The organism is Cellulomonas humilata (assembly GCF_030814415.1).
GTDB lineage: Bacteria > Actinomycetota > Actinomycetes > Actinomycetales > Cellulomonadaceae > Cellulomonas > Cellulomonas humilata_A.
In genome coordinates this window covers 1,182,245-1,194,614 of the sequence record NZ_JAUSVB010000001.1, presented here as the reverse complement: position 1 = coordinate 1,194,614, position 12,370 = coordinate 1,182,245, and the positions used below count along the sequence as shown (strand labels likewise).

The window sequence follows — 12,370 nt, the reverse complement described above, 5'->3', positions numbered from 1 at the left end:
AACTGGTTAGTTGGTTACCTTAACAGGCAGACGGAGCCCATGCGGGGTCGAATGGAGGCATGAGCACAGTCCCGAACATCACCCTGAACAACGGCGTGCAGATCCCCCAGCTGGGCTTCGGCGTCTTCCAGATCGACCCCGCGGAGACCAAGGACGCCGTCCTGCAGGCCTTCGAGGTGGGCTACCGCCACATCGACACCGCGCAGATGTACAAGAACGAGCAGGGCGTCGGCGAGGCCGTCGCCGCGTCCGGGCTGTCCCGCGACGAGGTCTTCATCACCAGCAAGCTCAACAACGACGCGCACGACCCGGAGGATGCGGCGATCGCGTTCGACCTGACCCTCGACACGCTCGGCCTCGAGCACGTCGACCTGTTCCTCATCCACTGGCCGCTGCCGACGGTGAGCAACTTCGTCGAGACGTGGAAGGCGATGGAGGACTTCTACCGGTCGGGCCGCGCCAAGGCCATCGGCGTCTCCAACTTCCAGCCGCAGCACCTGCGCCGCCTCCACGCCGAGACCACGATCACGCCCGCGGTGAACCAGATCGAGGTGCACCCGTACCTCACACAGTCGGAGGTGCGCGCGTTCGACGCCGAGCACGGGATCGCCACCGAGGCGTGGAGCCCCATCGCGCAGGGCAAGGTGCTGGACGACCCGACGATCGTGCGGATCGCGGAGTCGCTGGGCCGCACCCCCGCGCAGGTCACGCTCCGGTGGCACCTGCAGCGCGGCGACATCGTGTTCCCCAAGTCGGTGACCCGCAGCCGCATCGAGGAGAACTTCGCGCTGTTCGACTTCGAGCTGTCCGAGGTCGACGTCGCGGACATCTCCAGCCTGAACCGCGACGAGCGCACCGGCCCGAACCCGGACACCTTCGACTACGTTCCCCGATAGGTGTCGATCCGGCCGCTCACCCTTCGTATGGAGGGTGAGCAGCCGGCGCAGGGCCGGTGCCGCACCCCGAGGAGGACGCGATGAGCCACTACCTGCTGAGCGTGATGGAACCCGACGGCCCCATGCCTGCCCCCGAGGTCCTCGAGCCGATCATGCAGGCGGTCGGTGTGGTCGACCAGGCCATGCGCGACGCCGGCATCTGGGTCTACGCGGGCGGGCTGCACGACCCGAGCACGGCGACGGTGCTGCGCGCCAAGGACGGTGACGTGGTCACCACCGACGGACCCTTCGTCGAGGCCCGGGAGCACCTGGGCGGCTTCACCATCGTCGACGTCGACGACCTCGACGCGGCGATGGACTGGGGCGGGCAGCTGGCCGTCGCCACCGGGCTGCCCATCGAGGTCCGGCCGTTCCGCTACTGATGGCCCTCCGTGGGCACTGACGAGGACGCGATCGCGCGGGTGTTCCGCGCGGAGCACGGCCGCGCGGTCGCGGTCCTCGCCCGGTCGTTCGGTGACCTGGACGTCGCCGAGGAGTCCGTGCAGGAGGCGTTCGTCGCCGCCGTGCAGCACTGGCCGACCGACGGCGTCCCACCCAGCCCGGCCGGCTGGATCATCACGACGGCCAAGCGCAAGGCGATCGACCGGCTGCGCCGGGAGGCGTCGCGCGACGACCGGCACGCGCAGGCGGTCCTGCTGCACCAGCGCGACGACCCGGTGGAGGAGGGGCCCGTGCGCGACGACCGGCTGCGGCTCGTCTTCACGTGCTGCCACCCGGCCCTGTCCGTCGAGGCGCAGGTGGCGCTCACGCTCCGGCTGCTCGGCGGGCTGAGCACCGAGGAGATCGCGCGGGCGTTCCTCGTGCCCGAGCCGACGATGGCCCAGCGCCTGGTGCGCGCCAAGGGCAAGATCCGCGACGCCCGCATCCCTTACCGCGTGCCGTCCGACGCCGACCTGCCCGACCGGCTCCGGGCGGTGCTCGCGGTCGTCTACCTCGTGTTCACCACCGGCGCCGGCGCCCTCACGCGCGGCGACCTGTGCGCCGAGGCGATCCGGCTGGGCCGCGTGCTGGTCGAGCTCATGCCCGACGAGCCCGAGGCGCTCGGCTTGCTGGCACTCATGCTCCTCACCGACGCCCGCCGCGACGCCCGCGTAGCAGCCGACGGCTCGCTCGTCCTGCTGCGCGACCAGGACCGGTCGCTCTGGGACGAGTCCCGGCTCGACGAGGGCCGCGAGCTCGTGCGCCGGTGCCTGCGGCGCGACCACCTCGGTCCGTACCAGCTGCAGGCGGCGATGCAGGCGGTGCACAGCGAGCCCGCCGGGACCGACTGGCGGCAGATCGTCATCCTCTACGACCAGCTGATGTCGATCGCGCCGAGCCCGGTGGTCGCCCTCAACCGCGCGGTCGCCGTCGCCGAGCTGGACGGCCCTGAGGCCGGGCTCGCGCTCGTGGACGACCTGCCGCTGGAACGCTTCTACCTGTTCCACGCGGTCCGCGCCGACCTCCTGCGCCGCCTGGACCGACCGTCCGAGGCGATCGCGGCCTACGACGAAGCCGCGGCTCTGACCGTGAACGAGTCGGAGCGCGACTTCCTCCTCCGCCAACGCACCGCGACCGCACTCCCCTAGGCCGCCGCCGCGGTTCCGCCACCCGCAACGTCCGCACAACGGAGCGTTGGAACGCGTTGATGTGCGGACGTTGGAGTACACACGCGTTGCGTCCGCACAAAGGAGCGTTGGAACGCGTTGATGTGCGGACGTTGTCGCGGGCAGCGGGGGTGTGTGCGGCTGTTACGTCAGGCGGGCGACCAGGCCGGCGCGGACGACGAACCACTCCGCGGCGACGATCGAGAAGTACGCCGTGTCCCGCAGGCCGCCGTCCGTCGCGACGGTGTGGACCCGGCGGACGCCCTCGAGCCGGCCGCCGATCCGCTCGATCGCCCGCCGCGACGCCGCGTTGCGCGCATCCGTCTTCAGCGTCACGCGCAGCGACCGCCACGTCTCGAACGCGTGCGTCAGCAGGAGCAGCTTGGCCTCGGTGTTGATCGCGGTCCGCTGCGCCGACGCGGCGTACCAGGTGCTGCCGATCTCGGCGACGGACGGTGGGTTCTCGTCGCTGGGCACCGGGCCGGTCCCGATGCCGGGCGGCCAGGGCGCCGGGTTCGGGAACACCTCGAGGTCGAGGAACCGCGTGCTGCCGACGATCGCGTCGTCGGAGAGTCGTCGGACCGCGAACGGCATCGCGCGCCCGCCGGCCGCATGCTCCAGCGCCGCCTCGACGTAGGTCCGCGTCTCGTCGAGCCCGTCGGGCACCCACGTGTACCCGTAGCTGCCCCGTTCCTCCGCGGCGGCCGCCGCGAGGCCGTCGACATGGGTCAGGGCGAGCGGCTCCAGCCGGACGTGACGACCGGCGAGGGTGATCGACGCGAGCATGGCGTCATCCTGCCCGACGACGCAGCCCGACGCCGGGCCGCTCAGACCGTCGCGTGCTCGTTCGCGGCGTGCATCGCCCGCCGGCCGCCGGGCACGGCGAGCGCGAGCGCCACGACGAGCAGCAGCGCGACTCCCGCCCAGATGAGCAGCGACTCCACGCTGAACGTGTCCGCCAGCGGCCCGAACACCGCCATGCCGAACGGCATCGACAGCGCCATGACGATCCCCACGAACCCGAACACGCGCCCCTGCATCTCGGGCTCGACGGTCTCCTGCAGCACCGTGAAGGACGGCGTCGAGAAGGCGGGCACGGACAGGCCGAGCAGGAACATGAACGCGAAGAACACCCAGAGGTTGGTGGACAGCCCGAGGCCGATCGAGATGACGCCGAACACCAGCGTCGAGATCAGGATCATCCGCACGCGGTTCCACTTCCCCGCCCAGGCCGCGACGGCTGCGCCGCCGAGCACCATGCCGATGCTGAACGCGAGCTCGTTCACGGTGAGCTTCCACACCTCCTCGCCGAACGTCCGCACGATCATCAGCGGGGTCAGGAACGAGGGGGCCACGATGAGCACGAACACGACCGCGTAGAGCACGAGGATCCAGCGCACGAACGCGTGGGTGACGATGTACTTCACGCCGCCGACCAGGTCGTCGAAGTAGCCGAGGTCCTTCGACTCCTCGGAGCGGACCAGCCGCGGCACGGTGACCATCAGCAGCAGGCCGATGCCGATGACCGCGGTGACGACGTCGATGTAGAACACCGCCACGATCGACATGCTGGCGTAGACCGCGGCGGCGGCCGCGGGGGCGACGAGCATCATGGCCGACTGGATGGTGCCGTTGATGCCGTTGACCCGCATGAGCTTGTCCGCGGGGACGATCTGCGGCAGCAGGGCAGCGACGGCGGGCATCTGGATACCCGCGCCGGCCGAGCGGATGGCGATCGCGACGAAGATCAGCCAGAGGTCGGTGGCACCGGCCGCCATGAACATCGCCAGGGCCAGGGTGACGACCGCGATGGTGGCGTCCGCACCGATGATCAGCTTCTTGCGGTCCAGCCGGTCCGCCCAGACGCCGCCGAAGATCGAGATGACGGCCTGCGGCAGGAAGCCGAACACCGCGTACAGGGCCATGACCCCGCCGGACTTGGTCTCCAGGGTCAGGTGCCACATCACGGCGTACTGCACGAGCATCGAGCCGAACAGCGAGACCGTCTGCCCGGTGAGGAAGATCGTGGTCTGCCGACGCCAGCCCGGCCGCTCGTCGACGAGCGTCTCCGTGGGGGTCTCCTCGGTCATGCCCGCCATCGTCTCAGTCGCCTCCGACATCGAGCACGGGAGATTCCGCGACGGCCGCCGACCGGGCCATCAGCAGGTTCCGCTCCCGCTTCGTCGGGGCCAGGGCCGCGGCGCGCTCGAGCTCCTCGGCGGCCTCGTCGACACGCCCGAGCCGGGCCAGCACGTCAGCCCGCACCGCGCCGAGCAGGTGGTAGCGGGCGAGCCGCGGGTCGTGACGGATGGCGTCGATCGCCAGCAGCGCGGCCTCCGGGCCGTCCGCGTGCAGGACGGCGACCGCACGATTGAGCTCGACGACCGGCGACGGGGTCAGCTGCGCGAGCGCGTCGTAGAGGGCCACGATCGCCTCCCAGTCGGTGTCCTCGAACGTCCGGGCACGGCTGTGGCACGCCGCGATCGCCGCCTGCACGGTGTACGGACCGAGCGGCCTGCCCAGCGTCGTCGCCCGGTCCAGCGCCCCGAGCCCGTGCTCGATCAGGGCCTGGTCCCAGAATCGACGGTCCTGGTCCGGCAGCAGCACGCCGTCCCCGCGGGCGTCGAACCGGGACGCCTGCAGCTCCATCAGCGCGACCAGCCCGTGCACCTCCGGCTCGCGCGGCAGGAGTGCGGCGAGCACCCGGCCCAGCCGCATCGCCTCGTCGGCAAGGTCCCGACGTACCCACGTGGAACCCGACGTCGCGGCGTGCCCCTCGGTGAAGATCACGTAGAGCACCTCGAGCACCGAGCCCACGCGCGCGGGCAGCTGGTCGGTCTGCGGGACCTCGAACGGCACGTGCGCCTCCGCGAGCGTGCGCTTGGCGCGGGAGATCCGCTGCCCGACGGTCGACGACGGCACCAGGTACGCGCGCGCGATCTCGTCGGTGGTGAGCCCTCCGACGAGGCGCAGGGTGAGCGCGATCCGCGAGTCCCGCGGCAGCACCGGGTGACAGGTCAGGAACACCAGCGCGAGCAGGTCGTCGGCGATGGGCTCGTCGACGATCCGGTCCGCGGGTCCCTCGTCGGCGATCTTCGCCGCGAGCAGCGCGTACTTGGCGTCCCGGTTCTGCTCCCGCCGGATCAGGTCGATCGCCCGGTGCCGAGCCGTGACCATGAGCCACGCGCCGGGCTTGTCCGGGACACCCGTGACCGGCCACTGCTCCAGCGCGGTGACGAACGCGTCCTGCGCCAGCTCCTCGGCCAGCCCGACGTCCCGGACCAGGCGGGTCAGGGCGGCGATGAGGCGCGGCGACTCGATCCGCCAGATGATCTCGACCGTCCGCCGCGCGTCCGCCATCAGCCGTGCTGCTCCTTGACCCGGTCCACCAGCGCCTGCTCCTTCGCGAGGATCTCGGGCGACACCACCTGGGCGAAGTCCTCCATCTCGAAGAACGGCCGGATCTCCAGCTCCGAGCGCAGCTCGGGGGTCGACGGGCAGCGCTTGGCCCACTCGACGGCCTCGTCCAGCGAGCTCACCTGCCAGATCCAGTAGCCCGCGACGATCTCCTTCGACTCCGTGAACGGGCCGTCGACGACCGAGACCTCCCCGCTGGTGTCCCAGACGACCTTCGCGCCGTTGCTGCTGGACTTCAGACCTTCGCCGGCGAGCATGATCCCGGCGTTCACCAGCTGCTCGTTGTAGACGTTCATCTCGGCGAACATCTCGTCGGTGGGGGCGACCTTGTCCTCGTCGGCTCCCTCGCCCTTGATCATGACCAGGACCTTCATGGTGATCTCCTTCGTGTGGGTGCCGTCTCGACGCTAGTGCCGGTGACGGGCCTTCACCTGTGTCGTCGAACGGGGATCGCGTTCTTCGACACGGGACGACGACGAATGTCGCGCGGCAGATGGGACGCTGGTGCCGTGAGGATGTTCACGCGCCGAGGGCGGGTCACCGCCGACGTCGGCGACGGCTTCGTCGCCGGTGAGGCGGCCGCGCTGCAGATCGGCCTGGCGGCGGCGCTGACCGGCGTCGAGCGCGGCTCGTCCGCGCCCGTGCGCGTCGACCTCACGTTCGAGACGGAGGGCGGCGAGCACGTCGTGCTCGTGTGCCGCAACCACACGGTCGGCTTCGTCCCGCCGTCGCACGAGGCGTCCGTGCGCGCGCAGTTCGCCACCGCCGGCCGCGCGCGGCTCGTCACGACGGGCCAGGTGTACCGCGACGGCGACGGCCGGCGGCTCTGGGTCGGGCCGCCTCGCGCGGGCGGGTTCCCTCAGCCCGAGCCCGGCGCCGACACCCTCGCCGCACCGCAGCGCCGGATCTTCGGCCTCGCCCTGCCGGACGACTGAGCCCGCCCGGAGGCGTGCGCCCGCCCGCGGCCGTACGGTAGGTGGACTAGTTCGTCTACCAAGGAGCGCTCGTGGCCGTCCTCGACACCACCCTCGTCGCGCGGACCGCTCGCGCGTTCGCCTCCGTGCTGCGCGGCGAGGTGATCGCGGACCCGCCCACCCGAGGCAGCAGCGTGCGCCGCACGGTCGGGCGCCTGGGCCTCGGCGCAGCCCTCGCGTTCGCGGGGACGTCGCACCTGACGACCGCGCGCGAGGAGTTCCAGGCGCAGGTGCCCCCGTGGTTCCCGGCGGACCCCGACACCGTGGTGCTCGTGTCCGGGGTGGTGGAGATCGCGCTCGGCTGCGCGCTGCTCGCGGCGCCCGGTCGCCGTCGGGCGGCCGTCGGGTGGATAGTCGCCGGCTTCTTCGTGGCGATCTTCCCCGGGAACATCTCCCAGCTGGTCACGCGGACGGACGCCTTCGGGCTCGAGTCGGACACCGCGCGCGCCGTCCGCCTGGTCGGGCAGCCGCTGCTGGTGCTCTGGGCGCTCTGGTCCACCGGTGCGTGGCGCGCGCTGCGTGCGGCGGCGGCGGCGGAGACCGTCGAGCGGTGATCGTCGACGTCCCGCCGCTAGGTGCGCCCGTCGTCGGGCGGCCGACTCGCGACGGCGGCCAGTCGGAAGTGGCGCGCCGGATCCTCGACGTGGCGGCGCCGAGGTTCTACCGCGAGGGGATCCGCGCGGTCAGCGCCGACGCCGTCATGGCGGAGGTGGGGGTGACCAAGGTGACCTTCTACCGGCACTTCCCGACGAAGGACAACCTCGTCGAGGCGTACCTCGAGACCGTCGCCGCGGCGGAACGGCACGCCGTCACCACCTGGCGCGTCGAGCACGCCGGCGACCCGGCTGCGGTCCTCGCGGCCTACGCGGACCGGCTCGCGGCGCAGGTCTGCGGCGCCGGGTTCCGCGGGTGCCCGTTCCTCAACGCCGCCGCGGAGTACCCCGACGTGGCGCACCCGGTCCGTGCCGTGGCCGAGCGGCACCGCGAGTGGCTCCGGGCCGCGGCCGAGGAGCTGGTCGTCGAGCTGGGCCTGCCCGAGCCGCGGTCGGTCGCGGTGCAGCTCGTCATGCTGCGGGACGGCGCGATGGCCACGGGGACCGGGGTCGAGCCGACGGAGGTCGGCCGCGCGCTGCGCCGAGCCGGCCGCGCGGTCCTGCAGCCACGCTGATGACGAAGGGCCCGACCGCACCGGCCGGGCCCTTCGTCGTCACTCCTCAGGTCACGGGACCGGCCACTCCAGCACCGTGCTCGGGCCGGCGAAGGTCGGCGTCACCGGGTCGCCCGTGTCGTTGACGACGTGGTCGATGGTGCCCGCCGCGTTCAGCGAGACCGTCAGCACGTTGTGCAGCTTCACGCCCGGCGTGACCGGCACCTCGTACGCCCGGGTGGCGTGCAGGGTCGGGTTCACGTTGGTGTAGATGTACGCGCCCATGCCCCAGGCCTCGTGCACCTTGACCTTGTCGTTCACCTTGTACGCGGCCCAGCCGTTGACGCCGTCGTGCTGCCAGGACGCCTGGTCGGGCGCGTCGTACGGCAGCTCGTTCTGGAACATGATCGTGCGGCCGCGCTCGCCGTTCCAGATGACGTTGTACTTCTGGTAGTGCTCGGAGAACAGGCCCGTCGCGGTGACGTCGTTGCCGTTGACCAGCACGCCGGTCTCCGCCGTGTTCACGTCCCAGCCGACGCCGGTGCCGTGGTCGGCCCGCCACGCCCAGGTGTGGTCGATGATCGTCTGGTTCGTGTTGACCACGAGGCTCTGGGTGGCCTTGCCGACGGCCTCGCCGCCGATCCGGAAGAACACGTCCTGCACGGCCGTCGGGTTGTTCGCGCTGCTCAGCAGCGGCTTCTTCAGCTTGGCGTCGAGCGACGAGAGCTTGGTGCCCAGCTGGAGCAGCGCCGGGGAGTTGACCGTGCCGGCGTCGAACATGATCCCGGCGATGTCGATGCCGGGGACGTCGAGCGTCTGCATGGCCACGACCCCGTTGTCCGGGATGATCGTCGCCAGGCCGAGACCCAGCACCACCTGGTTGGGCCACAGCACGTTGAGCGTCCTGTTCACGTGGTAGACGCCCGGGGTGAGCAGCACGTGCTTGCCCAGGGCCAGCGCGGAGTTGATCTTCGCAGCGCTGTCACCGGGCTTGGCGACAAAGAACTTGCTCAGCGGGATCGCCTTGCCGGGCGTGCTGCCCGCGGCCCACGTGGCTCCCGCGGAGTCCTTCTGCGCCGACGGGACGAACACGTTGTACTTCCCCGCGTCGTCGAGGTAGAGGTACGGCTTCTCCTTGGAGACCGGCGTCGTGTCGAGGGTGGTGTACTTGGGCTCGCCGACCACGGGACTGAAGTCGGTGGCCGGAGCGCCCTGGACGCCCGCGAACACCTGGTTCCAGACGCTGTTGCTCCATCCGGCCACCGAGCCGTTGCGGACCAGGAACTGCTGCTGGCTGCCGCTGACCACGTAGGGCAGCGTCGAGTCGGCGATGAAGCCGCCGGACGCGTACTGCGGGCCCGCGGTGCAGTAGTCCATGAGGCTGACGTTGGCGCCCGTGACGTTCACGCGGCGCATGGGGGCGGCCTGCGAGACGGCCCAGAAGTTGGCGGAGCTGCGGCAGCCGTCGGCGTCGCCGGCCGCGTACTGGATGGTCAGGTTGGACAGCGAGCGCCAGAAGTTGACCAGCGCGAGGCAGTTCGCCGGCGCACCCTCGGGCACGGGCAGGCACTGGTTGTAGACCTCGATCGCGCCGTTGATGATCACGTCGCCCGGGTCCTGGCCCAGACCGGCGACCTCGGTGAAGTAGCCGACCTCGAACCGCAGCGGCTGCTCGGGCGTGCCGTACGTGCCGGGCTTGAACAGCAGCGCGTACCGGCCCTCCCCGAAGTGCGCGGGGACCTGCTGCGTGGCGATCGCGTCGACCGTGGCCTGGATCTCCTCGATCGGCTGGCTGGGGTCGAACACGATCGTGTTCGGGCCGAGGTCGACGGGCGCCGCCGCCTGCGCGGCGGGGGCCGCGACGAGGGGGACCAGCGCGACGGCGAGCGCGGTGGCCAGCACCGTCGCCGTCCGCCTGCGTCGGGGACGTGGGGGGCTCTGCCTACCAAGGTTCATGGGGGGACCTCTCTGCGCACAGGGCACGTCGCAAGACGGGTCCCCGCACGCGAGGAGGCACCGCCGTTGGCGCCGCGCACCGGACATTTGTTGCCGGCCAGGACAAAAGGTACCGGCTTGGTGTCACGTGTCAATAGTGACAACCCAGTAAGTGTTTTCCGGCTGCGCTCAGCCCTGCACGGGTCTCGTCAGGACGTCGACGCGGTCAGGCGCCCGACGAGCTCGTCGCCGCCAGCCGGGCGATCCACGCGGGCGTCGCACGCCCTCGGCCACGGTCCGCCACCACGCGCAGCTTCGCCGCGGACACCTCCGACCGGGTGACGGCCACCACCGGGCGCGCGTCCGACGGTCGGACGAACGCCTCGTCGTCGACCGGCACGAAGACCACGTCGTCGACGGCGCCGCGTTCCTGCACGTCCCGCAGCACCTCGAACGACAGCCCCGCGAGGAACGAGGCGTCCTCCGGACCTGCCAGCGGCGACGACGCCAGCAGCGCGAGGGCGTCGAAGCCGACCGACCGCTTGCTCTCCTCGGCCTCGAACGCCAGCCCGGTCGCCCACTGCACACGTGCCCACCACTGCGCCTGCGAGTCGGCAACGGTGCGCTGCCGCACGGTCTGGATCCCGACGATCAGCGCACCGATCGCCGCGAGCGCCGTGATCAGCGGCCCGAGGGTCGCGACGATCACGAGCCACCGTTCGTCGGACACGGTCACATCCAGCACGGTGGCGATCACGGTCAAGGCAGTCCTCCGGTCGGGGTTCCGTCGACGACGCTGGCGAGCGTATCGGGAGGAACCGACCGTGCCGGTGCCGACGGCGCACTGGTCCGTCGTGCCACCGCCCGCGACCCGGGTCGATACTGGCGGGACATCCGCTCGAGGGAGGCTCCGATGGCCGGCACCGGGACGAAGGACGACCCCTGGCAGCTCACGACGGCTCCGGGCTCGTCCGCGTACACGATGTACCGCGACGAGTCCGCGGACCCACCCGCCCTCGTGTGCCAGGTGGGATCGACGACGCTCACGTACCACCTGAGCGCGGTCGACGACCTGCACGCCTGGCTGCTGGCCCAGGGCGACTGGGTGCCGCTCGGCGCCGCGGACGAGCTGAAGCCCGCCGCCGTGGGGTCGGTGGAGGCGTGGGGTCGCGACGAGGCCAACCCCGTCAGCGGCTGGTACGGCCTGCGCAAGGGCTACCGCGGCCGGTTCGGGATGTACCTGCCGCCGCTGCTCGAGGCCCTCGGTCTGGTCGAGCTCACCCACGACGCCCGCAACAACCGGGTCCGGGCGCTGAGGACGGGCTGAGAGACCAGGGCGCGTTCCGCCCGTCGCGTCCTAGCGTGAAGGTCTCGACGACGGCAGGGGGAGCCATGGGCAGGGCATCCAGCTGGGGCGTGACGACGGCCGAGCAGGACCGCGCCTACCCGTGCGACGCGCTGATGCCCGGTCCGGCGGACCGGCTGCTGCGCGGCGTGGACGTCGCCGCTCCCGCCGACGTCGTCTACCGGTGGGTCTGCCAGTTCCGCGTCGCGCCGTACAGCTACGACTGGATCGACAACCGGGGCCGGCGCAGCCCTCGTCGGCCGTTGCCGTGGTGCTGGGACCTGGAGGTCGGCCAGACGTTCTCGAGGATCTTCACGCTCGAGTCGTTCGTCGTCGGGGAGCACCTGACGGTCCGCATGGCGCCGGGCACCGGCGCACGGGCATTCGGTGACCTCGCACTCACCTACGCGGTGGTCCCTGTCGGTCCCGAGCGGAGCAGGCTGCTGGCGGTGATCCGCGGGCCGAAGCCGACCAACCGCCTGGTCGCGCTGCGCAGCTGGCTGCTGGGCTGGGGTGACCTGCTCATGATGCGCAAGCAGCTGCTGACGTTCGCGGCGCTCGCCGCGAGGGAGCACGCCGAGCGGTCGCGCGCTCAGTCCAGCGTGTAGTCGAACCGCATCCGGTGCGTGCCGTCGGCGTCGACCACCAGGGCGCCGCTGCCCACGATCCCGGCGAGCGCCCCGGTGCCGCTCGACGGCACGATCAGGAAGTGCTCGTCGGACCGGCCGGTGCCGCTCGTCGAGGCGGCGTGCACGAAGTTGAACGTGCCGGTGCGCCCGTCGAGGCTGCCCTCGAACGACTCCATCGCGACGTAGGTGCCGACGCCGCGCTCGGGGTCGAACGCCGACGTGAACAGCGTGGTCGAGCGGCCCTCGACGCCGCCCACGTACGCCTTCTCCATCGTGGCGACGCCGACGCCCAGCGCGGTGGGGACCGGCCGCTCCTCCGCGATCGGGACGCCGGTGAACCCGCTGACGGTGAACGTTCCCTCGGTGATCATGCGCGGCACG

Annotated in this window: 15 protein-coding genes; 8 read left to right on the top strand and 7 right to left on the bottom strand. The window is 71.6% G+C overall.

From position 1 onward, the window contains the following. The first annotated feature begins 59 nt into the window (after positions 1-59). From J2X26_RS05630 to J2X26_RS05620, 3 genes are all read left to right on the top strand, one after another. Positions 60-896: an aldo/keto reductase gene (locus tag J2X26_RS05630; RefSeq protein WP_307490507.1), complete on the top strand. Its 837-nt coding sequence runs from the start codon at positions 60-62 to the stop codon at positions 894-896. An 80-nt stretch (positions 897-976) separates the two neighbouring features. Next, positions 977-1,318, top strand: coding sequence for a YciI family protein (locus tag J2X26_RS05625; protein WP_307490505.1), 342 nt, complete (start codon positions 977-979; stop codon positions 1,316-1,318). A gap of 9 nt (positions 1,319-1,327) precedes the next feature. Continuing rightward, positions 1,328-2,524, top strand: coding sequence for an RNA polymerase sigma factor (locus J2X26_RS05620; RefSeq protein WP_307490503.1), 1,197 nt, complete (start codon positions 1,328-1,330; stop codon positions 2,522-2,524). 162 nt (positions 2,525-2,686) lie between these two features. Here J2X26_RS05620 and J2X26_RS05615 read toward each other — a convergent pair whose 3' ends face one another. Genes J2X26_RS05615 through J2X26_RS05600 form a run of 4 tightly spaced genes read right to left on the bottom strand, consistent with a single transcriptional unit; the run spans position 2,687 to position 6,333 of the window. Beyond that, positions 2,687-3,328: a GNAT family N-acetyltransferase gene (locus J2X26_RS05615; RefSeq protein ID WP_307490501.1), complete on the bottom strand. Its 642-nt coding sequence runs from the start codon at positions 3,326-3,328 to the stop codon at positions 2,687-2,689. Between the two features lie 41 nt (positions 3,329-3,369). Then, the gene (locus tag J2X26_RS05610; RefSeq protein ID WP_307490499.1) at positions 3,370-4,632 is read right to left on the bottom strand and encodes an MFS transporter; all 1,263 of its coding nucleotides are present in this window, start codon (positions 4,630-4,632) and stop codon (positions 3,370-3,372) included. Between the two features lie 13 nt (positions 4,633-4,645). Continuing rightward, complete coding sequence (locus J2X26_RS05605) at positions 4,646-5,902, bottom strand: RNA polymerase sigma factor (RefSeq protein WP_307490497.1); 1,257 nt, start codon at positions 5,900-5,902, stop codon at positions 4,646-4,648. Continuing rightward, on the bottom strand, positions 5,902-6,333 hold the full coding sequence (locus J2X26_RS05600; RefSeq protein ID WP_307490495.1) for a YciI family protein: 432 nt from the start codon (positions 6,331-6,333) through the stop codon (positions 5,902-5,904). Before J2X26_RS05600 ends, J2X26_RS05605 begins: the two co-directional genes overlap by 1 nt. 135 nt (positions 6,334-6,468) lie before the next feature. Here J2X26_RS05600 and J2X26_RS05595 point away from each other — a divergent pair, with 135 nt between their 5' ends. The 3 genes from J2X26_RS05595 (at position 6,469) to J2X26_RS05585 (ending at position 8,101) form a co-directional block, all read left to right on the top strand. Next, positions 6,469-6,894, top strand: a complete 426-nt coding sequence (locus tag J2X26_RS05595; RefSeq protein WP_307490494.1) for a hypothetical protein — start codon at positions 6,469-6,471, stop codon at positions 6,892-6,894. A 128-nt stretch (positions 6,895-7,022) separates the two neighbouring features. After that, positions 7,023-7,487, top strand: coding sequence for a DoxX family protein (locus tag J2X26_RS05590; RefSeq protein WP_307490714.1), 465 nt, complete (start codon positions 7,023-7,025; stop codon positions 7,485-7,487). Further along, the gene (locus tag J2X26_RS05585; protein WP_307490492.1) at positions 7,484-8,101 is read left to right on the top strand and encodes a TetR/AcrR family transcriptional regulator; all 618 of its coding nucleotides are present in this window, start codon (positions 7,484-7,486) and stop codon (positions 8,099-8,101) included. The genes J2X26_RS05590 and J2X26_RS05585 overlap by 4 nt, the downstream gene beginning before the upstream one ends. Before the next feature lie 51 nt (positions 8,102-8,152). Here J2X26_RS05585 and J2X26_RS05580 read toward each other — a convergent pair whose 3' ends face one another. Then, positions 8,153-9,982, bottom strand: coding sequence for an adenylyl cyclase (locus J2X26_RS05580; RefSeq protein ID WP_439897815.1), 1,830 nt, complete (start codon positions 9,980-9,982; stop codon positions 8,153-8,155). Between the two features lie 259 nt (positions 9,983-10,241). Beyond that, positions 10,242-10,778 carry a hypothetical protein gene (locus J2X26_RS05575; protein ID WP_307490488.1) on the bottom strand — a complete coding sequence of 179 codons (537 nt, stop codon included), beginning with the start codon at positions 10,776-10,778 and terminating at the stop codon, positions 10,242-10,244. Positions 10,779-10,928: 150 nt separating this feature from the next. Between J2X26_RS05575 and J2X26_RS05570 the strand changes: the two genes are divergently transcribed. After that, entirely contained in the window at positions 10,929-11,342 is a 414-nt protein-coding gene (locus J2X26_RS05570; RefSeq protein ID WP_307490486.1) for a DUF6855 family protein, read from the top strand. A 35-nt stretch (positions 11,343-11,377) separates the two neighbouring features. Continuing rightward, positions 11,378-11,968, top strand: coding sequence for an SRPBCC family protein (locus tag J2X26_RS05565; protein WP_307490484.1), 591 nt, complete (start codon positions 11,378-11,380; stop codon positions 11,966-11,968). Here the strand turns inward: J2X26_RS05565 and J2X26_RS05560 are convergent. Further along, entirely contained in the window at positions 11,953-12,360 is a 408-nt protein-coding gene (locus J2X26_RS05560) for a DUF3224 domain-containing protein (RefSeq protein WP_307490482.1), read from the bottom strand. The genes J2X26_RS05565 and J2X26_RS05560 overlap by 16 nt on opposite strands. Positions 12,361-12,370: the final 10 nt, after the last annotated feature.

Coding starts and splice junctions, on each gene's coding strand:
- J2X26_RS05630 (WP_307490507.1), top strand. CDS start 60: ATGAGCACAGTCCCGAACATCACCCTGAACAACGGCGTGCAGATCCCC.
- J2X26_RS05625 (WP_307490505.1), top strand. CDS start 977: ATGAGCCACTACCTGCTGAGCGTGATGGAACCCGACGGCCCCATGCCT.
- J2X26_RS05615 (WP_307490501.1), bottom strand. CDS start 3,328: ATGCTCGCGTCGATCACCCTCGCCGGTCGTCACGTCCGGCTGGAGCCG.
- J2X26_RS05610 (WP_307490499.1), bottom strand. CDS start 4,632: ATGACCGAGGAGACCCCCACGGAGACGCTCGTCGACGAGCGGCCGGGC.
- J2X26_RS05605 (WP_307490497.1), bottom strand. CDS start 5,902: ATGGCGGACGCGCGGCGGACGGTCGAGATCATCTGGCGGATCGAGTCG.
- J2X26_RS05600 (WP_307490495.1), bottom strand. CDS start 6,333: ATGAAGGTCCTGGTCATGATCAAGGGCGAGGGAGCCGACGAGGACAAG.
- J2X26_RS05570 (WP_307490486.1), top strand. CDS start 10,929: ATGGCCGGCACCGGGACGAAGGACGACCCCTGGCAGCTCACGACGGCT.
- J2X26_RS05560 (WP_307490482.1), bottom strand. CDS start 12,360: ATGATCACCGAGGGAACGTTCACCGTCAGCGGGTTCACCGGCGTCCCG.